The sequence below is a fragment of the Bacillus sp. JJ1562 genome (assembly GCF_036962705.1).
GTDB lineage: Bacteria > Bacillota > Bacilli > Bacillales > Bacillaceae_L > Ferdinandcohnia.
Genome location: NZ_JBALOQ010000024.1, coordinates 158976 through 181853 on the forward strand (window position 1 = coordinate 158976; position 22878 = coordinate 181853).

Consider the following 22878-nt stretch of genomic DNA (forward strand, 5'->3'; position numbering starts at 1 on the left):
AGTGAAACTATGAATTTAGAGCAATTATCCTACATTGTAGAGGTTGCAAAAGTAAAATCGTTGGCTGAGGCTTCGAAAACATTAAATATAAGTCAGTCTGCATTAAGTCAAGCTATTACGAAATTAGAAGCGGAACTAAATCTATTACTTTTTCATCGTAGTCGAGCAGGTGCATCTCCAACAAAGGAAGGCCTTATTATTGTAGAAAAAGCACAACAAGCGTTACATGCTATTTATCAAGTTAAAGAGGAAGCCAGAAATCAAATAAACAATAGTAATGATTTACTAAGGATTTCTGTCATACCAGGTTTAACAGGCCCAATCGTAGATACCTATTTAACTTTTAAAAGGAGCACTACTACCCTAAAGATAGAAGTTAACGAGAAAGCCAGCATGGAAATAGTAGATGATATACGTAATGATAAAATTGATATTGGTTTCATCGCCCTTAATAAAACAAATATTGACTCGATAACCGATCTTCATTTCACACCAGTTGTTAGGGGGGAAATTTTAGCTTATGTCTCTAAACATTCGCCTTTGGCTAAAAACATAGAAGAAATTACACCAGAATTATTAAGACAACAAACATTTGTCATATACAAAGATGAATATGTCGAAAATTTTATAGCAAACTTCCAAAGATTATATGGTCCAATTGATATTTTCTTAAAAACAACAAATTTAGATGTAATTTATAAAGGGATTCTAGAGCTAGGAGCAGTCACGATTGGACATGATATATCTACTAAATTTACGATGAACGATGCAACTGACCAAATGTCAGCGATAAAATTAGCAGATTTTATCGACACCTCCTTTCGATTTGGGTGGATCAAGAAAAATGATAATATTCTTTCGAAGGAAGCAAACCGGTATGTTAACGAGGTTAATCAAATGCTAAATTAAGTTAGAATACTTATGACCTTTTGAAAAGGACAGGTTCAATTGACCCAATAGGGTAAATGAACCTAGTCCTCTGTTTCAAACTCTATGTCAACTGCTGCTCCGCAAAACTCCGATACAATTCGTGCTCCGCAATCAATTCCTGGTGCGTTCCCTTTCCAGTAACCATTCCTTTTTCAATGAAAATGATTTGATCGGCATCCACGATTGTTGATAAGCGATGGGCAATAACGAAAGTGGTGCGTCCTTCCATTAGGCGGGATAATGCTTCTTGAACGATGCTTTCTGATTGGCTATCAAGGCTTGCGGTTGCTTCGTCCATCATAAGTATTTTTGGATCTCGCAGAAACGCCCTTGCAATTGCAATTCGTTGTCTTTGACCACCTGACAATTTTACACCGCGCTCGCCTACTTCTGTGTCTAATCCATGTGAGAAATCTCGAATAAATTCATCCGCATAGGCCATTTTTGCGACTTCCCATAGTCGTTCATCCGAAATTAGTTCTGCATTTTTTAGTCCATAGCACAAATTATCACGGATGGTTCCGGCCATCATCGCACTTTCTTGTGATACATAGCCAATTTGACTTCGCCAAGACTCTAATGATAGTTCTTGAATTGGGGTGTCCCCAATACGAATTTCACCAGTTGTAGGCTCGTAATAACGTTCTAACAAACCAAACATCGTCGTTTTCCCACCACCACTCGGACCTGCAAATGCAATCATTTGACCTGGCTTCGCTTCGAACGATACATCTTGGATGACTGGTTCTTCTTCACTATAGGCGAAGGAAACATGTTCAACTTGAATTGGTAAATTTGAAATATCGATGTCATTTCCATTTTGCCCTTCCTCTAACGGAAGCTCGATGATATCAATAATTCGCTCGGTGGCTCCTTTTGCTTTTTGAAGCTGAGTGAAGAACATTGCAAATGATGTGATTGGAAAAATGATTTGAAACAAATAAAGCAAGAATGCAACAAGTGAACCTGTTGTCATGGAACCATTTGCGACACGAATTCCCCCATACCCGATAATGATAACAATGACAATCATGACCATCGTGTACATAATTGGGCCAATTAGCGCAAAAATCCTTGCCTCTTTTAACCCATATGTAAGTAGGTTACGTACACCGCTTACTCCTTTTTCTTGTTCAAATCCTTCAGCTGTTGATGATTTCATTAAGCGAATCTCACTGAACGTTTGTTGAATTTTCCCTGAAAATGTCGCGGTTTCATCCTGTAACCCGCGTGAGATTTTCGCCATCTTTTTACCAAGTGGCATCATAATCATCATTGTGAGCGGAACCGAAATGAGCATAAGTAGCGTCATTTTCCAGTCCATAACCAGGAGGATGATGATCGCACCGATGATTGAAATGACCCCTGTGATAAATTGCGGGAAATGCTGTGAGATTAAATCCTTTACGATTCCCGTATCATTAACTACTCGGCTCACAGACTCCCCGCTTTGTTGCTTATCAAAATAGCTGACTGGCAATCGAATAAGCTTCTCCCACATTTTCTCCCGCAATCTGGCAACAATCCGTTGACCAACCGCAGCAAGCATGTAGGTCGACACTCCGTCAATAACAGCCTGTAAAATAAACACGGCCGCAATCACCGCAACGAGTGTGACATTAAGGGATATCCCAGAGAACCCATCCACAAGCTCCCGTGTTAATAACGGAATCGAAAGACCTACAAACGTCGTAATAATACTCCCTACTAACCCAATGGTTAAAGCAGCCTTTGGAATATTCGTCGACAAAATCAACCTAAAAAACGGTTTCAACCCATTTTCTTCATTTTTCATCTGCATTACTCCTTCATAAAAATCCTACCCCATTACCTACGAATCAAACCGAAAAAAGTTACACATTTGGGTCAGAGGAACAGGTCCATTGTCCCCATGTGCAACACCAATCCTAGTCCAAAGCACATTTTTCATTAACCACCCATAAGATGTGTAAAATGGGGTGTTCTTATGAAAAGATGGATAAAGATCCTGATATTAGCATACCTTTCCTTTTTATTTTTCGGGAGTTTTTTAGCAGTAGGTGCATTATGGGTTGGAGTGTTTGAAGAAACCTATCCCAAGCTATCAGAAATTGAACCCTTCTTGTATTATTTTTTCGCCGGCGCCATTGGTGGCTCGCTTAGGCATCTATATATGTTTTGTTCGCATTATATGAACGATGAATTTATCGATCCTCGGCATTGGATAATGTATATTTTCTTTCCACTGTTTGCAACAGGTACGGCTGTCATCGCCGTCAATTTAATCCAAAGCGGCATTTTAATGATTGATTTCGCCGACAATCTTAAAGGTCCATATGCACAGGTCGGTGTCGCCTTTTTTGTCGGATTTGGCTTTAACCGATTTCTCAATAAATTGAATGAGATTTCAACAGGCATGTTTGATATGAAAAAACAAGAACAAAAACAGGACTGAGTCTATCAGTCCTGTTCAGATAAAAAGTGGGACGGAGGGACAGGTCCCGTGATCCATCTATTTGACCCTCAACCCATTATCCTTTCAAGATTATCTAATAAAAACTGCTTACCAACTTCGTTAAAAACGATTTGTTGATATTCTCTATTATTAAAATGCCTTGTCACTGATTCAATACCATACCCCTCAGATTGATCATTTGTAATCGTTCTCGTATTCCCTTTTTCAGTTGTTTCTTCGCTTAAAATCCCTAAAGCCTTTAACCTTTTATTTATTACGGTACCATTTACCTTCTTGCTATTATTTTCATCAATTACTTCATTTACTGCTTTCGCAAATACATTAATTCCTATGTTTCCAGAAGGCAAAACGATAAGATTTTTTTCATCAGCAGTTATATAAAATTCCTTGGGTTTCTTTATAAAAATTAGAACAAGTTAAAATCCCGCTAGAATAAACTCAACTTTTCAAGGAAAAATAAAGGGAAATCAAATCTGCTTTAGGAGGTAGCTTGAATGTTGAGGGATTCAAAAGTAGATGCAAAAGGTCATATAAAAAATAGCCAAAAGAATTCAAAAAAGCAAGTAAACAATTCTGTCGAACCTAATGAAAAAAGATAAACATTGAAGACCGTCGTGGGACACTGAACCTCTGTCCCACCGAATCTCTTCTCAACAGTTTTCTTTTTCGTTAATACCCTTTACGATATCCTCTAAGGTTACATTTGCTAGGACCTTCTCCATTGCAAATTGGGCTTGTGCAAACAGAGGTTCAATTGTGTTTTGAATGTTTTTTCCGACAGTGCATTCTGGATTTGGGTTGTCATGGATACTAAAAAGCTCACCGTCTCGTACCACATCAACCGCCTTATAAATATCCAACAGTGTAATTTCTGCAGGTCTATTTACTAATTTTGCTCCAGCAACACCTGGATGCACATCAATTAACTTTGCTTTTTTAAGCATTCCCATAATTTTTCTAATTACTACCGGATTCGTATTCACACTAGATGCTAAAAATCCTGAAGAACATTCACCCTCTTTAGCTAAGTTAATGAGGGTTAGTATATGAATTCCAACAGAAAATCGACTACTTATGGACATCGTTCGTCACCTACTTTCGTACCTGTCACAAATGATATTTTTATTATACCTTAAAAAATGAATGTGTTGACATAGATAATACATGTAACTATAATAATTACATGTAATCGATATAATTACAAGTTAACCCATAGGAGGTCTATAAAATGAAAGTTGGAATTATTGGTGCAAGTGGTAAAGCAGGAAGTCTTATTTTAAAAGAAGCACTAGAAAAAGGTCATGAAGTAACTGCTATTGTTAGGGATGCTTCTAAAGTACAAAATGATCAGGTTACTGTAGTTGAAAGGAACATTTTAGATTTAAAATCCGAAGACGTTAATAATTTAGATGTAGTCGTTAATGCATTTGGTGCGCCACTAGGAGAAGAGCAAGGCCATGTTGATGCTGGTCATGCTTTAATTGAGGCTGTTAAAGGAACAAATACGAGAGTCATTGTTGTTGGTGGTGCGGGAAGCCTCTTTGTTAATGAAGCGAAAACTGTAAAAGTCATCGACACCCCAGATTTTCCAGACATGTTCAAACCAACAGCACAAGGTCAAGCAAGAAACCTTCAAGAATTACAAGAAACAGCTGATATCACTTGGACATTCATCAGCCCTTCAGCTATCTTCGACCCAGAAGGAAAAAGAACTGGTGCCTACCAATCAGGTAAAGACAACTTACTAGTAAATTCTACCGGACAAAGCTATATCAGTTACGCAGACTTCGCAATTGCAGTAGTCAATGAAATCGAAAATCCAAAACACATCAATGAAAGATTCACAGTTGTCGGAGAAGCTAACTAATTTGTGAAAGAGGGACAGGTTTTTTGACCCAACTTTGTGACAATGAACCTGTCCTCCTTTTTCTATTAAATATATGAGGTTAAAGTATGCGTTATAAAAAGAATATTGTATGGCTATCTACTATTCTATTGATAGTAATAGCGATCGTACTTATAGGATTTAAACCATGGGAAGCAAATAATGAGAAGCGATTAAATTATACTGGAGAGATGGAGCCTAGACTTGGCTACGTTGAATTACAGGTTTCTGATTTGGAGCAATCATTGAGCTTTTATCAAGAGATTATTGGTTTCAAGCTGTTAGAAAAGAACGGAAATAGTGCTAAATTAACGTCTGATGGAAAAACCCCTATTCTAACATTAATCGAAGAAAGTTCATTTGTGGAGCGGCCATTTGGAACGACAGGTTTGTTTCATTTTGCAATATTAGTGCCGAGTAGAGAAGAATTGGCTTCAATGTTAAATCATTTAATCGATTCAGAATACCCGCTTCAAGGGGTTTCCGACCATCAATATAGTGAGGCTATCTACCTTGCAGATCCTGATTTTAACGGGATCGAAATTTATGTAGATAGGGATCCCGACCTTTGGCTTGAAGACGAATCTGGCGGATATGTCGGAGGAACCTACCAGCTTGATGTCAAAGATTTACTTTCCGAAATTAGCGGTAAAGAATGGGATGGTTTAGCCGCTGACACGAGATTAGGACATATGCACTTACAAGTATCCAACATTGAGGAATCGGAAAAATTTTATGTTGATGCATTAGGTTTTAATGTTGTAGCAAGAGATTCCCAAATGTTATTCGTTTCGAAAGATGATTATCACCATCACATCGGGATGAATACATGGGCCGGTGAGGGTTTGCCTAAGCCCCCTGATAATGCTCTTGGTATGCGTTATTATACAACACATTTTACTCAAGAAGAATACGATCAAGCAATATCCCAACTTACGAAATTAGGATTCTCATTTACCGAAGAAAATAATGTCATTACTACCGAGGACCCTTCAGGAAATCAAATAAAGATTATTTTGTGGGACAGAATTTGACTGTCCCACAATAATTCATTCTAACCAATGATTAGGTCTTTTTAAGTAATTTGGTATTATTGTATCGACATTTCCTTTTGCTGAATTTATTTGAGATTGGGTTAAAAATATTGCGCCTGCTAAGTTTGCATTGCTTAGGTCTGCATCTCTGAGGTCAGCGCCAATAAAATCTGCCCTTCTTAAATCAGCATGATTTAAATTTGCTGCTATCATTAGTGTTCCTCGAAAACTAACCCCTTGTAAATTTGCCCCTTTTAGATTTGCTCCTACGTAATCTAAACTTTTCTTTACTTTTTTAGTTGGACCCTTACGATAGATCTCACTTGTTTTCACTAATAAAACATTAACCTTACTTCTATGTGAGACAATGTCTAATTTTAAAATTTCTTCAGGCTCTATATTTGTTAATGCTAACGTTTCATTATACAAATCTTGCAAACGTGATTGAAATGAATGTGTTTCCTTTAGGCTAAGAGCTTGGTTGAGATACCATAGCATTTCATGAAGTTGTTGAACAAGTGGAAATACCTCAAACATTTCTCTGGCACGCTCAGAATCTTTTCTCCAATCCCGACCGTTGTAAATTGTCTGTGAAACATGTTGTCCTGCTCCAAAGCACTCATAAGAAACGCATCCACGAAAGCCTTTTTCCCTTAATTGATCATGAATCCCGCAACGATGATCTGAAAATAAATTTCGACACGGGTCTCCACTTTCTTTGCTAAAAGGAAAGTCTGCTGATTTGGCATAAGGTAAGGCTACACAGCATAACCCGAAACAATTCGTACAATCTGACTTTAAAAAATCATTCATTCTTGACACTTCCAAACCCTAAGACTTAGTTCAAGTATAAATGATAGACTCTTAATTGAATACAGGTAAATTGTAATTTATAACCAAATCCCAGTTTGAGTTCAAGTACCTGACCCCGTGTACCCCAAAAAGGGAGTTGGTGTTTATAACACGAACTCCCCTTCCTTATGGGTTTGCCTTCGGTGAAAAAAATGTTGGCGCTACATCAACATTTTTAAGCCATATATGCTCCTGCCCATTTAAAGCATTTTTCACCCATATATCTCCCTTATTTTGTTCTGCCATCTTTCGAAACCAAGTGAGGTAAGATCCAACAACTTGAGGATCTTCGTCAAATTCATTCTTCCTTGGAAACGAAATTTGATTTTGCTCTCCTGTTCTAATGTTTATAGAGTAAAGTGAAGTAAACATTGTTGGTACGGGTCCTTCTTTCCACTCCTTATTTTCCTTCGCACGAGTCACAATGACCAAATCATTAGAGAACCATTCCAGATCAAGGTCTACAAATCCTTTAGGTGTGTACTCCTTTTGTTGTTTAGATATTGGGATATCAGCAATTGTCATTTTCTTGTTTTCAACAAAAAATCTTCCTTCTCCTGAAATATACGCCAATTGATTGGTTGAGGGAGCCCACTTAAACCAATCATTAAACCCTAACATTTTCCCTACCACTTGAAAGCGTTTTCCTTCTGATGATAGGACACATAAAGTATTACTATCCACGGACCAAGAAGCTGTAGGTATAAGTAAAAAGCTAACCCACTTCCCATCAAAACTCCATTTAAAATAATTGGCATCAATCCCAAACAACTCAGGCTCTTTAGTTTGAATCGTGTAAAATAGCTTTATTTTATCTTTCGCAAGATTTGCATTTACCGGAATTCTATAGAGTGGGATTGGACTCCACCCTGTAGGAAGTAAATTCGATTGAGAGGAAACAATAAATTCTTTCCCGTTCGGAAACCATTCGAAACCGTCAATTCCTAATGAGACATTATCAAATCCTTGTGGTCGGCCATCCTTTATTTTTGTTACATTTAATAGCCCTTGATCAGTGTAGGCCAACTGATTTTTGTTTGGGGACCATTTAAAATCAGAGGTTACGACCCTTACATAAGGTTGGTAGATCTCTTTTTCCTTTGAATCATAAATAAATAAATCCGATTTTTCTCCCTTTTCATCACCATCAATAAATCCTATAAAACGACCGTCATAAGACCATTTTGGAGAGTACACATATCGGTTCTTGGTGATTTGTATTTCTTGATCTCCCTCTTTGACCCACAACTGATGATCACGGATAAATGCAGCAGTTAGTGGTACCTCTGCACTTGCTAGCATCGAAAATTGAAAACAGATTAGAGTTAGTAGCAATAGAATTCGATTTCCCACACTCAATCCCTCCTACTACTAGATTCACCAATTCATAGTAAGGAATTCTCAGGGGAAAAATGGAAATTAAAAATAACAAAAAAAAATGGACTGCTGCTGCAGCCCATTACCTTGTATTCAGGTCAATGTACCTATCCCCGCGTCACCCTATTTTATAAACGTTGCATCTCCCACATCTACGTACATCGCTTTTCCAGTAACTGCGTCAATTGCTCGGACACTGCCAATTGTGTCAGGAAAATCTGGAACATAGGCAAGTGTGTATATGGACTTTCCGTCTTCATCGTACTCACGGGTAAACATTAGCTCCATTTTCACATACTTTTTATAGATTCCCTTCGCCTCATTGGTCGAAATCGTTGGAGTTGTAGGTAGCTTAAGGTAAAGATTCTGATCAGGCACATCCAAATTAACATGTGTAATTTTCCCCGTATACTTCCCTACTGAAATGAGTGTCACATGTTGATCCACTCGAATCCCCTTATGGTGTAAGTGGAAATAAAACGTATAGACATCTTCGTGCTCTATATATTTATCTACCCATTCATCTTCGTCAATATCATCCTCATCGAATTCTTCATCTATGAATTCCTCTTCTGTGAAATCCTCTTCATCAAACTCTTCCATTTCATCGTCAAAATCATCAATTTCATCTTCAGGAACCTCTAATCGATATCTCTCGTGTGTGTCAGAAAAAAACTTAAACATCACTTCCAATGCCCTTCCCTTAGCACTTTCTAACCCAATTTCCTCCTCTCCATGGTTTTCATACTCTTCACCACTTAAAACCTCAAGAAGCATATTTGTTTTTTCATCAAAACAAAGCTTTATCACATGGTCATCGGTCTCATCCTTCTCAAACGTATACTCATCAACATTATCATTTGTGGACCAGATTTCGATACGTCTACCTTCTTCGACCTGTTTGTCTAAAAGCTTATATTCAGCTGTTAAACCGATTAATTCATATACATTCTGCGTAGGAGTCTCCTGCTTTTGGATGGCCGACTCCAGTGCATAACCTTCATGAATACTCGTAGTATCAGATCCATCAACAGGAATATCCATAACTTGTTCAATAACGCTGTATGACAGATGGTACTGGTTATCACCATTCTTATAAACTTCTGAATTAAATTTCTGAATAATCACCTCAAAGTCTAACCCTTCGATGTATGTTTCTAAAGCTTTTTCTTCCGAAACTACAATATCAGAATAACGAACCTCATAATCTTCATCAGCACAATAAAAACTTGTAATTTGTCCAGAAGTCGAAACAGAAACCGTAAAGCCAGTACTATGGAGAAAGATACCGTATTTCTCATCCCTTTTTTCATAGGTAATCATATACGGATTATCTAAATCTAGGATGCCAGAAAGTTCAAATTCTTTTTGTTCTGGATAAAAAGTATCGACAAAATTTTGTGCAATTGCTGCCATTTGATCTTTTGAATGATTTCCCTCAGGTGGTTCGTCCCATAAAGAGAATCCAACAAGCTCCCCTTTTTCATTTAAAGAATAGCTACCGATTGTTTCATCTGTTTCTACTTCAATAATATCAAAACTATCTTCATCATATTCCGAAGCTTTTTCATATGCATTTACTGTTAGAAAAGGCTGCAATTTTTCTATCATTTTGCTCATCATGTTCCTCCGTAAATTTTCATTATATTGGTATTGTAGCATTTTGATAGGCTTTTGAAATATAGATTTTGCATATATCTTCCAAGATATATGGGTTATGACCATCTGTATAAATTTGATTCTCTTTCAGTAAAAGGATATTATCTGATTCTTAATGAAGAACAACCAAGAATAATCCATTATAAAGGGAATATAGTTTTAAAAGAATTAGAAATTAAGGAGTGATTGATTTTGGCGAAAATGATAATTATGTATGAGAAACCAAAGGATATAAAGGCTTTCGACAAACATTATTTTGAGGTACATGTTCCACTAGGTCGAAAAATCCCAAACATTGTAAAGGATTCCGTTCATCGTGTCATTGATTCTCAAAACACGAATTTAAACCTTTATCTAATTACCGTCTTAGAATTTGAAAATATGGAAAAGTTGACCGAGGCATTCGCAAGTTCAGAAGCAAGAGAGGCAGAAGCAGATGGTCCAAACCTATTTCAGTACTTAGAAAAGCCACCAATTATCACCGTTGTAGAATAACAAGTTGGTAAAAGAAGTAGATAACAAACAAGGATGTTTCAACTTTTGTAAGCTTTTTAGCTTTACATAAAATTGCACCTTGAAATTTTGTTAAAAATAGTTTCTTAATATGGTTTATAAATTGCGAAAAAAACACTCATAAACAATGTTATCACAATATTTACGAGTGTTTTTACGTTACTTTTGACGGATGAATAGTTTTATAGATAGCACAAAATCGACTTCTCGATCCAATAAGAAAATTCAGTAGTTGGACATGATTCATATTTTTTCATTTCTAAATACATGTCGATCCCGTCTGAAACATCATGCCATAAATCCGTAAACACGAAATTAAAGTTCCCTTTAGGCATCTGGTTTTGCGCAAATTCAAATGCATCTGATTTGATAATCTTAATTTTTTCGGCACTATTGAATTGAGGTAAAATGTGTTTCTTAAATAATTCAATCACATCTTCATTGCTGTCAACTATCGTGACACTATCAACATTATTTTTTTCCGAAACCATATAGGCATAATAGCCAAGTCCGAGACCATAAGTAAGTACGTTTCCTGAAGCCTTATCAACAGCTTCTTTCATTGTTTCAATTTCATTAGGTGTAATCGTCATCCAAATTCGCCCATTTTCTAGCACAGCCGGAAATGAAAATCCAGTTTCAAAAAAACCGATTTGTGGAATCTGTCTTCCCTCTTTTGTTCGAATAATATCATTACAAACAAATCCTTCAAAGGGTTTATACTTTTCATACTTCAATTCACTATTTCCTATTTTCATAGTGGGAATCTTGATATTTTTATAATAGAGATTATTCGAATACTCATTTACATCAAGCTGATGAAACATCTTATTAAAATAGTTGTTAAACAAATCCTTATCGTTAGGATTATCAACAATATCTAACCCAAAGGCAGCAGCCAATATCACACCAAACGCATATTCGAAAGATACACCACTTTTTGCAATTTCTTCGATTTCTTCTTTTTCAATAAAGTCAGGTGCGTTATTTAAGTAATTGCTGAGTAAAGAAAATACTTTGTAATTATCTACTTTTATTGTGTCTTCTAGTTGTTTATTGCGATTCAAGTCCTCACCTAGCTTTTTATTATTATCCAACCATAATTAAACCATAATAAAATTTTTTCCTCTAATGATTTGTTATGTGTTTTTTATATAGAAAAACCTCCAAATACGGAGATTTGGAGGTTCTTTTCTTTACTATATTAATAAGCTTCAAGCTGCACTTCATCAGAAACAATCAACTCGGCTTCAGTCGATTCAACAATATCTTGAATACTGAAGCCCTTAGCCACCTCAACTAATTTCAAGCCATCATTGGTAACATCGATTACAGCTCTGTCTGTAATAATGCGATCCACTACTTTTTGACCTGTAAGTGGCAAGCTGCACTCCTTCAATATTTTTGGTTGCCCATGCTTATTTACATGCTCCATGATGACAATCGTCTTTTTCGCACCGTGGACTAAGTCCATCGCGCCACCCATTCCTTTGATCATCTTCCCAGGAATCATCCAGTTGGCCAAATCACCATTCTCTGCTACTTCCATTCCACCTAAAATAGCAATGTCGATATGTCCTCCGCGAATCATGGCAAAGGATTCGGCACTACTAAAAAAGCTAGCCCCTGTCATCGCTGTGACTGTTTCTTTTCCCGCATTGATTAGGTCAGGATCTACCTCTTCCTTCGAAGGGTAAGGACCAATTCCCAATAAGCCGTTTTCAGATTGTAAAACCACATGTTTATTGTCAGAAATATAATTTGCCACCATCGTTGGCATTCCAATTCCCAGATTCACATAATTTCCGTCTTGAATTTCTTGCTCTGCTCTTCGTGCAATTTGCACTCTCACATTATTAGACATCGTTTTACCTCCTTAATCTCTAACGGTTAAACGCTCAATTCGTTTTTCATGCGTCCCTACAATCAACCCTTGAACATAAATGCTTGGAGTGTGTATTTCGTTAGGGTCGAGTTCTCCAACCTCGACAATTTCCTCTACCTCTGCAATCGTGTATTTTCCAGCTGCCGCCATCATCGGATTAAAGTTTTGCGCAGTTTTGCGATAGACTAAATTTCCGTGTTTATCCGCTTTCCATGCCTTTACTAAACTAAAATCAGCGGTTAATCCTTCTTCTAGTAAATATTCTTTTCCGTTAAACTCTCTTGTTTCACGTCCTTCAGCAATTGGAGTTCCTACCCCTGCAGGCGTGTAAAATGCAGGAATCCCTGATCCACCAGCACGAATCTTTTCCGCTAACGACCCTTGTGGTACCAATTGCACCTCTAATTCTCCGCTCAAAACCTGTCTTTCAAACTCTTTGTTTTCCCCCACATAAGAGGAAATCATCTTTTTAATCTGTTTATTTTGTAAAAGGATTCCAAGTCCCCAATCATCTACTCCACAGTTATTTGAAATGATCGTTAAATCTTTTACGTTCGATTTTCGTAAGCCCTGTATCAGATTTTCTGGAATTCCAACGAGTCCAAAGCCACCTACCATTAAAGTCATCCCATCTTTGATATCGCTTACAGCTTCTTCCAAGCTTGTAAATATTGTTTTCATTTGATTCCCTCCTAAAAATGAGACACCATGCCACTATTTCTAAATTTTCAATATCTTCTTAATAAAATTTTACAATAACTCCATTTATCCGTAAAATGAATAATAAGAATAAACTTTATTACCAAATGGAATATAAGGAGGATTCAATGGAGTTAAAAGATTTACGCTATTTTATAGAAGTTGTAGATTACGGTAGTTTTACAAAAGCAGCGGTTAACACCTATATTTCGCAACCAACCTTAAGTAAGTCCATCAAAAAATTAGAAACGGAACTTAAGGTTGAACTATTCGAACGCTCAACCCGGAAGCTGATATTGACTGATGCCGGTGAAATCGTTTATAAGCAAGCAACTAAAATACTAGGTGCCACCAATGAGCTTCATACCTTATTGGACGACTTAATGAACCTACCTACTGGAAATATTAAAATCGGGATTCCACCCTTAATTGGAACACTCTTCTTTCCAACGATTGCAGGGAAATTTGGGATGCAGCATGCGCAAGTTTCATTAGAATTAATCGAACTTGGAGCCAAACGGATTGAACATCTAGTCGATGAGGGTCAAGTCGACGTTGGTATTGTCGTAAATCCAACGGATTACAGTAAATTTATCGTCCATCCATTTGTCAAAGAAGAATTCATGCTTTTCACACATCCAACGCATCCATTGTCTAGAGATAAATCTGTTAAACTTGAAAAACTAGAAAATGAATCTTTTATTCTTTTTAATCAAGAATTTGCATTACATAATTTGATCATTCAACACTGTAATACAGCAGGCTTCTCACCTAAAATCGCTTATGTAAGTTCCCAATGGGACTTGATAACGGAGCTTGTCATCGCTCAACTCGGAATTACTCTTTTACCAAAATCCATCTATTCAAAAATGGATGAAACTCAAATTAACATGATCCCGCTTGAAACACCACCAATGTGGGAGCTTGTAGTCATTACAAAAAAAGACAGATACCAATCCTTCGCAGTACGGGCTTTGCTGGAGTTTCTTGCTGCGGAGATTCATGAAGAAAATTAAATTAAAGGGCCAGGGTTCATTTATTGGAATTTGCCTCCAATGACTCCCCAGCCTTTTTCAATTCCATTCTATTATTCTTCAATCATCGCAACTGCACGTACTGAGCCCGCCGTTCCACCCTTTACCTTTGTAGGGAATGCACAGAATTTAAAACCATGTCTTTTCGGAACTTTATCTAAGTTTGCTAATTTCTCAATATGATAATATTCCTTTTTTCTCCCCATAAAATGAGCCGGAAATAACGCACTCTTATCTCCTGCTTTTACAGACTCCACCATCGCCCCAAATGGACGATCAAATGTATAGGCATCAATTCCCATCAGTTTAACACCTTGGTCAATGATCCATTCAGTTGCTTCTCCTGTCATACCAGGTTGATCTTTTAAATACTTTTCTGTATAAATATGTCTATCGTAGCCCGTCATAATTAAGACAATATCTTTTGGTTTTAGGCTATAGTTCATTTCCTCAAGGGCTGCCTTTACATCCTCAACAGTAATCCCGCTTCTAGGCTCCTTATGTCTCATATCTAAAATAACCCCATCACCATAAAAATCCTCTAATGGTAATTCATCAATTGTTTTTGCACGTTCGCCTTCACAAATAGGTCCAAAGTGGAACGGTGCATCTACATGAGTACCAACATGAAAAAGGAATTCCCCACTAACATGTTCTCCTGACATCGCCATACGGTCTTGGAAATCATCTGTTTCGAGCCCTAATCTTTCTGCCATAAGTTCTGCTTGTTCAGCACTACTTGAAAATTCAACATTTAATGTCCACGGCTCAGCCATTGGATTTGCTTCCCAATACGAGCTTAAATCATACAACTTCATCTTGTTGTTCCTCCTTAGACACTTTTGGAAGCTTCTACTTTTTTAATTCCAAGCATTTCACGTGCTTCATTTGGAGTTGCAATTTCATAGCCTAAATCAGTAGCAATGCCTACGATTCTTTCAACTAGCTGTGCATTACTTGTTGCAAGCTCTCCTTTTCTAAAATAAATATTATCCTCAAGGCCAACGCGGACATTTCCTCCAAGAAGAAGTGATGAGATTGTTGCTTGGTGTTGCTGTGCGGCGATTCCCATTGCGCCGAAGTATACACCTTGAGGTAATTTTCGAACCATATGGGTTAAATTCTCCATACTGAATTGAATCGATCCTTGATTGATCTTCTGCATTCCGAATACGAAATTAAATGAAGCTGGAGCATCAATAATTCCCATCGGCATAAAGATGTTAATTACATCTTCAAGCTGTGCATGGTTAAAAATTTCTAATTCAGGTTTAATATTTTTTTCCTGCATTTTCTTTGCTGCATTTATCAGCCAGTCGCGATCCCATAAAGTAGGCTTTATAAATTTTGGTGTATAAGCCTGCATTAATCCACAATCAAGTGAAGCCATTTCTGGCTCTGCATCTAATACCTGCAAACCATCATCAATATGACTATCCGGTATCATCGCAGGAGCTGTACTAAATTGTGTAATAATATTGCTTTTGGCAGTAACTTCAGCCTTGATTTCTTTGAATACATTTACATCGTTGGTTGGAACACCTTTAGAATCCCTAGCATGGATATGAGCAACGGCTGCTCCAGCATTTAGACAGCGGTATACTTCTTCTGCGATTTCCTTTGGTTGTTCTGGTAATGCAGGATTTGCTTCCTTTCCGTGAAAATTACTAGTTGGTGCTACAGTTACAATGATTTTTCTTTTTGCCATGATTCAATTTCCTCCTTATTGTTTGAAATTATGAAAATAGTAAATGACCAGTAGAGAACTACTTCACACTTGACTCAGTTTCCGAGTTTGTAATAAGCAGTGTAAAGCACCAGAAAAAACTTGCGATGTAAATATGACGCTTATAACTCTTGATAAACTTCATATCATGCACCACCCTTTACATATTTGTTAGAAACTTTTTGAAAATGGACTATTTTGCAGTGACTGTTTCGAGATGTTTTTCAAGTTCAGTTCTGATAAAATCAGGGATTGCTACTTTCTTACCATCCGTAGTAATGAATACAATCGTCATGCTGCCTTTAATGGCTAACTGGTCCCCTTTGAAAAATTGGATGTAATACGTAAAGGATGAATTTCCAATTTTGGAGATTGAAATTTGTCCAACTAGTTCATCATCGTACACAATATTCCCCATGTAATTGCACTCTACATGTACTCTCGGTAATTCATACCCAAGTTCAAAGAGCTTGTTATAGGAATAACCGATTTCCTTAAAAAATTCATGATCGAGCGTTTCGAAAAAGCGAAAAATGGAGCTGTAATGAATTCGCTGTGTTAAATCGGTATCCACAAATTGAATTCGGATCTTCTTAGAAAACATATTGTTAACCTCCTTAACTAGTAATTTATATTTACACTAATTATATGAATGTAAATTTTACTTACATAAATGCCAGTTCAATAGAGGAGTAATCACGTCCTTCATGTGATTAGTAATTACTCCACCATTTTTTATGAATAAATATTATTCTTGAGATTTCTCAACAATCTTCGATAATAAATCATCGTCTAATGCTACAATTGCTGATAATACCACTGGATCAAGTAAAACTTGATTATTGTCAGTATCCTGAATCAATAGACGTTCACCATTTCCAGTCTTTACTTTCCCAAAGTAAACCATTGCAAATTCATTTGATATTCTTTCTAATGAACTTTTGTCATAAGACTTTGCCTCGCTCACATTTACACCCTCCCATTTTTGTAAAATTCACGTATATTATTAGAAGAAAAATCCTAAATTTCGGGTCGGAAGGGTTGTATGGTCTAAATAAACAACTCTACGCGCCAATTTAAACCCACCATTTTCATCCCGTCGAAGGACATCATGTCGTTGCCCAGCGAGAATATCGCCATCTATTTTATCTCTTCCTCGGTAAAGGATAAATGAACTTCGGACAAGATAATGATTTTCATCATTCCCTGGCATTACAATGACTCCGGAGATGACACGTCGCAACCTTGATGGGGATTCTTCAGCCCAAGCTTTTTCCGTCTCTAAGCGCTCAAGCCGCTTTAGAATAAAGAATTTATTATCTTGTTGGTGATAGGAACCTTCTGGAAACAAGGACTGATTCGAATGTCTTTCACGAGCAACTCGGACCGGCACTTCATATAGAAAATCATCAGTCAACAGGCTAAACCAATTCCAAAGTAGATGATAATCGTCTAGAAGCATCGCCTCGTAATCTAGAAAATCTTTAATTTCCTCAAGAACCTTTCTTTCTACCTTCCCAGGAAGAAAGGTTTTCTCAGCAGGTGAATGACTAATGTGTAAGCTTTTCATTACTTATCACTCTCCTCTTGGCGCATCATCCGTAGATAATTTATTTGGAAGTTACGTAGATTGGCATCATTTGTTGAATTTCTTTGACCCTTAATCGCAAGGGATGGATCAAAGTCCTCCGGAACATCTGTCCCAATGTCATTCATACCCATTTGATAGTTTAAATTCATCTCACGTTTCCTAGCGAAAAGTGTCTTTCCTGCAGTTGCAGACCCCTCCCAGTTAGCTCCATCGTCCATATCAAGGAAACCAGCGGCTCCCATCATTAACAGACCGCCTTGATAAGCGAGCTTCCCATTTTCTTCTGGCTCAATCGCATAGTTAAACATAATGTTACAAACCTCAGTCTCACCTGCACCTCGTGGCTGCATGATTCTTAGTTGATAGAAGGTCGCAATATGCCCTGTCATTGGATCCGGAGAATACCATCTAAAGATATATGCGTTTGGTAAATGCCCGATGATGAACGGGTGATAATCGTTCAAAAATCTCATATGACGGTCGTCTAATAATTTTTTATCAAATAAGTCCAATATCTCAGGAGTATATCCGTTAAACTTTGTATGTTCTGGCTTAAAACCTGGTACACTATCTAATTCTTTACACATGATTCCAGTTCCGTTACCTTCAGTATGCCATGTTGTATAATTAGGTGATAATTTGTGTACAGGTGGTAACATTTCGATATCGACCATCGAAGTATGGCCAGAGAAAATGTGGTAGCAATCACCAATCGCATTTTCAAGACCCATTTTCCAGTTCTTTTTCATAATGTAGTTACTAGGTTCACCTAATACGCGTAATCCCCTTGAATCAAGACCTAAGAATAAATCGTAGAAAAATGCGGCATCACCTAGAAACTCCTCTAAAGTTGGAGCGTTAGGATCAACATTTGCAAATATTAATCCCCATCTCACTTCGACTTTAGCTTGCAATAAACCCCACTGGTCACCATCTAAACATTTATAGCTGTTATTCTTATGTGGTGCAGCAATCCATTTTCCACTATTTTTATAGATCCAGCCATGGTAACCACATACAAAATGAGATGAGTTTCCTTTCATATCTCTGCAAACTGGAGTTCCACGATGGCGGCAATGATTTAGCATTACTCTTACTTCACCTGATTCATCACGAGTCACAATTACTTCATCTTCACCAAGGTATCGAAGCATGTAATCTCCTTTATTAGGAATCTCGCTTTCTAATCCAAGGATCAACCAAGATCGTCCATAAATACGGTCTAGCTCTGCTTTGTACACATCCTCGTCCCCATATAATTCAACTGGGACTTCTCCGTTCTTAAGCCCTTCTTCCAATCTTGATAAAACTTTGTCAACTTTTGTTTCATTCTCACGAATTGATTCCACTTTTTTCTCCCCCTTTATTTCGGATTTGATAAAATTTATGAAAATCTAGTTAGTACCAATAATTAATGAAGCATTAACCCACCAGTAACGTTGATCCCCTGCCCTGTCATGTTTTCAGCCATATCAGAGCAAAGGAAAGCAACAACACCTGCAACATCTTCCGGAGTTTGAAATCTATGCAAAGGAATTTCGTCAAGAAACTTCTCGATTACATCTTCCTTCTCAACACCTTGTAACTTAGCCATGTTCACTATCTCTCGATCCATTAAGTCCGTCATTACAATACCAGGGCAAACAGCATTAACGTTGATATTATGTTTGGCAACCTCTTTTGCCACTCCCTGTGTAATACCCATTACTGCGAATTTACTTGCAGAATAAGGGACATTATTACCGAACGCCTCCTTTCCAACCATGGATGAGAAATTAACGATTTTCCCAAATTTTTGTCCAATCATATGTGGTAGTACCTCTCGAATTCCGAGAAACACTCCTTTGACATTGATATCAAAAATGCGATTCCAATCCTCTAGACTATTTTCGATAAAAGGTTTATTATTACTTACTCCAGCACAATTCACGAGAATATCTACTCTACCAAATCGATCAATTGCGAAATCAACCATTCTTGTAATATCAGATTCTTGAGTAACATCTACTTGCAATGCCTCTGCGACTCGTCCCTTTTCTTGAATTTCATCTCGCACCTTGTTTGCATTTTCAGCATTAATATCTGCAACTATGACAGTTGCACCACTTTCAGATAGGGTATTAGCGGTGCACTTTCCTAACCCATTTCCCCCACCAGTAATCAATACTATTTTGTTCGTTAAATCAATGCTTGGCATTTCGAACACCTCACTTTTATAACGCTTTCATTTTATTGAATTTTCAGTTATCCTTTTACAATGATTTTAAGACTATTTTTTACATAAGAAAAGTTAACATTTTTTACATATCTGTTAATATTACTTACAATAGAAGTGTAGAAAATGATCCCCTCGCAAAAGGAGTCGATTGTAACAATGAATTTAGAACAAATTCAATATGTTATCGAGGTTGCCGAAGTAGGAACCATTTCTAAAGCAGCTGAAAACTTACATGTTTCACATTCTGCTATCAGTCAAGCCATTGCCGGTTTGGAGTCTGAACTAGGAATTGTTATTTTTGAACGATCAAGACAGGGAAGCAAATGCACCGAACAAGGAAAAACAGTCTTAAAATTATCCTATGAAATCATGAATAAAGTGATGGAATTAAAAGATCTGGGACAAAAATCTGAAACTCTTGTCGGTGAATTAAAAATAACGGCTGCCACTATTTACTTTTCAACCTTTTTACCTGAGGTGCTATATACATTTAAAAAGGAATTCCCTCAGGTACAAATAACAATTCAGGAAAATGAAACACATGAAATCATTAAATCCGTTAAAAATAATCAGTTTGATATTGGCCTTATTCTAGGTGATAACCAAACCTTTAAAGCAATGGATTCCAGAATCACCTCACAAATTCTTTTGCAATCAAAAGTGACGGTATGTGTAAGCAAGCATTCTCCCTTAGCATATAATCAGGTGGTTACCCCTGAAGAATTACTTGAGCAGCCATTAGTTGTTCGAAATGAAGAACTGTCTCAAATTTTCTGGAACAACTTGTTTACAAACTATGGAACCGGCAACATAGTATTTAGCTCCAATAATCATGATGTGGTAAAAAAACTTATCGCTAATAACATAGCCGCTGGAATATACACTGAATTTTGGATTAAAAACGATCCTTTAGTTGTAAACGGCGACATTATACCGATACCTTTCTTTGAAAACCACTTCATGGACTCTTATTTAATTAACATCATGTCAAAACAAAAACATCAGTCCATTGTAATGAAAGAATTTTTAAAATGCCTAAATCATGTTTTGACTAGTCATAATCTGGCATGATGACTTTTTTAACGGTCATCCTTAACAAATCTAGCATCTGGCTGTAGATCATAGTTCGCATTTTTCAGACGTGAATATAAAGTAGTCCTTGAGATTCCCAATTTTTTCGCAGCACTAGTAATGTTTCCGTTGTATTCACGAATCGCTTCTATAATCGCATGATGTTCAACATCCTTTAAGGATCTAGAATATTGCGGACTACTTTCATATTCGTTATTCTTGGTTCTTTGGCTATTCAACCTTTCATTGTTTCTAAATACTCTTTCTGGTAATATTTCTTTTCCAATTTCACCATTTGTCAGGACAACTGCACGTTCCATTGCGTTTTCTAGTTCTCTAACATTACCTGGCCAATTGTAATTTTCCAATATTTCCATTGCCTCACTTGTCACTTTTGGCACTTCTTTTAGTTCTCTCCTAGCAGCTTTTTCCGTAAAAGCTTGAATCAGCAGAGATATATCTCCCCTTCTCTTTCTAAGAGGTGGTACAGCCAGATGAATGACATTCAAACGATAGAATAGATCTAAACGAAAATTGTTGTTGTTTACTTCTTCTTCTAAATCTCGATTAGTAGCCGCAATAATTCGTATATTAATTGGAATCTCTTCGTTTCCACCTACTCGAACAACTTTTCTGTTCTGGATGACACGAAGCAAACGTGCCTGCATTTCTAATGGCATTTCCCCTATTTCATCTAGAAAAACTGTTCCTCCGTTCGCCAATTCGAATTTGCCCATCCTCCCCCCTTTTCGTGCACCTGTAAAGGAGCCCTCTACATATCCAAAAAGCTCACTTTCTATTAATTCACGAGGGATAGACGAACAATCGATTGCAACAAATGGCCCGTTACGACGACTACTATGATTATGAATGGCTTGAACAAGCAATTCCTTACCTGTTCCACTCTCACCTTCAATTAGAATATTGGAGTCATTTTGAGCCGCACGCTTTGATAATAAAATCAATCTTTGCATTTCTTCACTGCGATGCAAAATATGATCAAATTGGAAGCTCGCATTTGAACCAACAATATTGTTCACCATTTTCTTCATACTAGTCATTTCCTTAAAAATAACGAGTATTCCTAATGGCTCATCGTACTCACTAATGAGTGGTACAACTGTTTTTACAAGATGAAGGGAAGCTTTTGCTGTTTTCACAAATACTTCTTCATCATTCCAGCTCTCTTTTCTTGAGAGTGAGTCTAGTATATTAATAGAAAAATCAGCATGGTCATCTAATTTCGCCCCAGTAACTAGTTCGGCTTCAAGTCCTAAAATCTTTGAACCTGCCGGGTTTAAATAACGAATATACCCCTCTCTATCAACTGTCATATAACCTTCGGAAAAATGGTGACAAAGCTGCCGTTGATAAATACTGTCCAAAAAATCTGATGCGACGCTTCTATAAGTTTGAAGTTTCGTACTGATTAACTCTGAAAATATCGCAAGTACCTGTATAAGCATTTTGTCCTCTGCTAGCTCACAAAAACAGCTGATGTAGCATTCCACATTGCCGTCAATTTGTACTGGGGTAAAATACATCCAAGTATCTAGTCGATCATTTTTCAAAGATACAATTTCATTCTTAGCGGCTTGTTGTTTACGGAATAATTCAAAATCATTTTTCTGAAAAGAAATTTGGCTATTTCTATCCTCACCAAACTCAAATTCCTCCAATAATTCACCTTCAAGATCTAAAATATAAATTGACTGAAATTGATTATTAAATTGAAAGGTTTGATTACTAATGATCTGCTCTATTGTATTTATGATCTGCCTATCCAATTTCATAAGAATGCTCGTCCCCCTTCATACATGAATACTATAATTGCAAAAATGATCGAAATTTGTATTTCTAATCTTTTAAATATTTTAACAAAAACTTTGAGGAAGCTACTAGTTAAATGTTTTATACATATTTCAAAGGTGATTAGGATACTTTTCATC

At 37.0% G+C, this 22878-nt stretch carries 24 protein-coding genes; 7 read left to right on the forward strand and 17 right to left on the reverse strand.

The features are described from left to right. Positions 1–9 precede the first annotated feature (9 nt). The gene (locus tag V7097_RS16560) at positions 10–909 is read left to right on the forward strand and encodes a LysR family transcriptional regulator (protein WP_335704736.1); all 900 of its coding nucleotides are present in this window, start codon (positions 10–12) and stop codon (positions 907–909) included. An 82-nt stretch (positions 910–991) separates the two neighbouring features. Here the strand turns inward: V7097_RS16560 and V7097_RS16565 are convergent, their stop codons facing one another. Next, the gene (locus tag V7097_RS16565; RefSeq protein WP_335704737.1) at positions 992–2725 is read right to left on the reverse strand and encodes an ABC transporter ATP-binding protein; all 1734 of its coding nucleotides are present in this window, start codon (positions 2723–2725) and stop codon (positions 992–994) included. 171 nt (positions 2726–2896) lie between these two features. On the opposite strand from V7097_RS16565, the gene V7097_RS16570 reads away from it, so the two are divergent. Continuing rightward, complete coding sequence (locus tag V7097_RS16570; RefSeq protein ID WP_335704738.1) at positions 2897–3364, forward strand: hypothetical protein; 468 nt, start codon at positions 2897–2899, stop codon at positions 3362–3364. Positions 3365–3432: 68 nt separating this feature from the next. On the opposite strand, the gene V7097_RS16575 is transcribed toward V7097_RS16570, so the two are convergent. After that, on the reverse strand, positions 3433–3732 hold the full coding sequence (locus V7097_RS16575) for a hypothetical protein (RefSeq protein WP_335704739.1): 300 nt from the start codon (positions 3730–3732) through the stop codon (positions 3433–3435). 303 nt (positions 3733–4035) lie between these two features. Then, entirely contained in the window at positions 4036–4467 is a 432-nt protein-coding gene (locus V7097_RS16580) for an Rrf2 family transcriptional regulator (protein WP_335704740.1), read from the reverse strand. Positions 4468–4613: 146 nt separating this feature from the next. Here V7097_RS16580 and V7097_RS16585 point away from each other — a divergent pair, with 146 nt between their 5' ends. Both V7097_RS16585 and V7097_RS16590 read left to right on the forward strand, forming a co-directional pair. Next, positions 4614–5252: an NAD(P)-dependent oxidoreductase gene (locus tag V7097_RS16585; protein WP_335704741.1), complete on the forward strand. Its 639-nt coding sequence runs from the start codon at positions 4614–4616 to the stop codon at positions 5250–5252. 86 nt (positions 5253–5338) lie between these two features. Further along, positions 5339–6304: a VOC family protein gene (locus V7097_RS16590; protein WP_335704742.1), complete on the forward strand. Its 966-nt coding sequence runs from the start codon at positions 5339–5341 to the stop codon at positions 6302–6304. 15 nt (positions 6305–6319) lie between these two features. On the opposite strand, the gene V7097_RS16595 is transcribed toward V7097_RS16590, so the two are convergent. From V7097_RS16595 to V7097_RS16605, 3 genes are all read right to left on the reverse strand, one after another. Further along, on the reverse strand, positions 6320–7117 hold the full coding sequence (locus tag V7097_RS16595) for a pentapeptide repeat-containing protein (protein WP_335704743.1): 798 nt from the start codon (positions 7115–7117) through the stop codon (positions 6320–6322). A 165-nt stretch (positions 7118–7282) separates the two neighbouring features. Further along, positions 7283–8458, reverse strand: coding sequence for a translocation protein TolB (locus tag V7097_RS16600; RefSeq protein WP_335704789.1), 1176 nt, complete (start codon positions 8456–8458; stop codon positions 7283–7285). A 198-nt stretch (positions 8459–8656) separates the two neighbouring features. Next, complete coding sequence (locus V7097_RS16605) at positions 8657–10153, reverse strand: YcdB/YcdC domain-containing protein (RefSeq protein ID WP_335704744.1); 1497 nt, start codon at positions 10151–10153, stop codon at positions 8657–8659. A 240-nt stretch (positions 10154–10393) separates the two neighbouring features. Here V7097_RS16605 and V7097_RS16610 point away from each other — a divergent pair, with 240 nt between their 5' ends. Further along, on the forward strand, positions 10394–10687 hold the full coding sequence (locus V7097_RS16610; protein ID WP_335704790.1) for an EthD family reductase: 294 nt from the start codon (positions 10394–10396) through the stop codon (positions 10685–10687). Positions 10688–10887: 200 nt separating this feature from the next. On the opposite strand, the gene V7097_RS16615 is transcribed toward V7097_RS16610, so the two are convergent. From V7097_RS16615 to V7097_RS16625, 3 genes are all read right to left on the reverse strand, one after another. Next, positions 10888–11802: a hypothetical protein gene (locus V7097_RS16615; RefSeq protein WP_335704745.1), complete on the reverse strand. Its 915-nt coding sequence runs from the start codon at positions 11800–11802 to the stop codon at positions 10888–10890. A gap of 107 nt (positions 11803–11909) precedes the next feature. Continuing rightward, positions 11910–12569 (reverse strand): CoA transferase subunit B, encoded by a 660-nt coding sequence (locus tag V7097_RS16620; RefSeq protein WP_335704746.1) that lies wholly within the window; start codon positions 12567–12569, stop codon positions 11910–11912. A gap of 12 nt (positions 12570–12581) precedes the next feature. Further along, positions 12582–13271 carry a CoA transferase subunit A gene (locus tag V7097_RS16625; RefSeq protein WP_335704747.1) on the reverse strand — a complete coding sequence of 230 codons (690 nt, stop codon included), beginning with the start codon at positions 13269–13271 and terminating at the stop codon, positions 12582–12584. Positions 13272–13417: 146 nt separating this feature from the next. Between V7097_RS16625 and V7097_RS16630 the strand changes: the two genes are divergently transcribed. Further along, a complete protein-coding gene (locus tag V7097_RS16630) occupies positions 13418–14305 on the forward strand; it encodes a LysR family transcriptional regulator (protein ID WP_335704748.1) in 888 nt (295 codons plus the stop codon). 71 nt (positions 14306–14376) lie between these two features. Here V7097_RS16630 and V7097_RS16635 read toward each other — a convergent pair whose 3' ends face one another. From V7097_RS16635 to V7097_RS16665, 7 genes are all read right to left on the reverse strand, one after another. Continuing rightward, positions 14377–15141: a cyclase family protein gene (locus V7097_RS16635; RefSeq protein WP_335704749.1), complete on the reverse strand. Its 765-nt coding sequence runs from the start codon at positions 15139–15141 to the stop codon at positions 14377–14379. A gap of 14 nt (positions 15142–15155) precedes the next feature. Further along, positions 15156–16031, reverse strand: a complete 876-nt coding sequence (locus tag V7097_RS16640) for a 3-keto-5-aminohexanoate cleavage protein (protein ID WP_335704750.1) — start codon at positions 16029–16031, stop codon at positions 15156–15158. 211 nt (positions 16032–16242) lie between these two features. Further along, entirely contained in the window at positions 16243–16653 is a 411-nt protein-coding gene (locus V7097_RS16645) for an acyl-CoA thioesterase (RefSeq protein WP_335704751.1), read from the reverse strand. A gap of 144 nt (positions 16654–16797) precedes the next feature. Further along, positions 16798–17016, reverse strand: a complete 219-nt coding sequence (locus V7097_RS16650) for a hypothetical protein (RefSeq protein ID WP_335704752.1) — start codon at positions 17014–17016, stop codon at positions 16798–16800. Positions 17017–17055: 39 nt separating this feature from the next. Continuing rightward, positions 17056–17619, reverse strand: coding sequence for an aromatic-ring-hydroxylating dioxygenase subunit beta (locus tag V7097_RS16655; RefSeq protein WP_335704753.1), 564 nt, complete (start codon positions 17617–17619; stop codon positions 17056–17058). Next, positions 17619–18989, reverse strand: a complete 1371-nt coding sequence (locus V7097_RS16660) for an aromatic ring-hydroxylating oxygenase subunit alpha (RefSeq protein ID WP_335704754.1) — start codon at positions 18987–18989, stop codon at positions 17619–17621. Before V7097_RS16660 ends, V7097_RS16655 begins: the two co-directional genes overlap by 1 nt. Positions 18990–19051: 62 nt before the next feature. Then, a complete protein-coding gene (locus tag V7097_RS16665; RefSeq protein WP_335704755.1) occupies positions 19052–19837 on the reverse strand; it encodes an SDR family NAD(P)-dependent oxidoreductase in 786 nt (261 codons plus the stop codon). 177 nt (positions 19838–20014) lie between these two features. Between V7097_RS16665 and V7097_RS16670 the strand changes: the two genes are divergently transcribed. Beyond that, entirely contained in the window at positions 20015–20929 is a 915-nt protein-coding gene (locus tag V7097_RS16670; protein WP_335704756.1) for a LysR family transcriptional regulator, read from the forward strand. Between the two features lie 8 nt (positions 20930–20937). Here the strand turns inward: V7097_RS16670 and V7097_RS16675 are convergent, their stop codons facing one another. Beyond that, positions 20938–22722, reverse strand: a complete 1785-nt coding sequence (locus V7097_RS16675; RefSeq protein WP_335704757.1) for a sigma-54 interaction domain-containing protein — start codon at positions 22720–22722, stop codon at positions 20938–20940. Positions 22723–22878 lie beyond the last annotated feature (156 nt).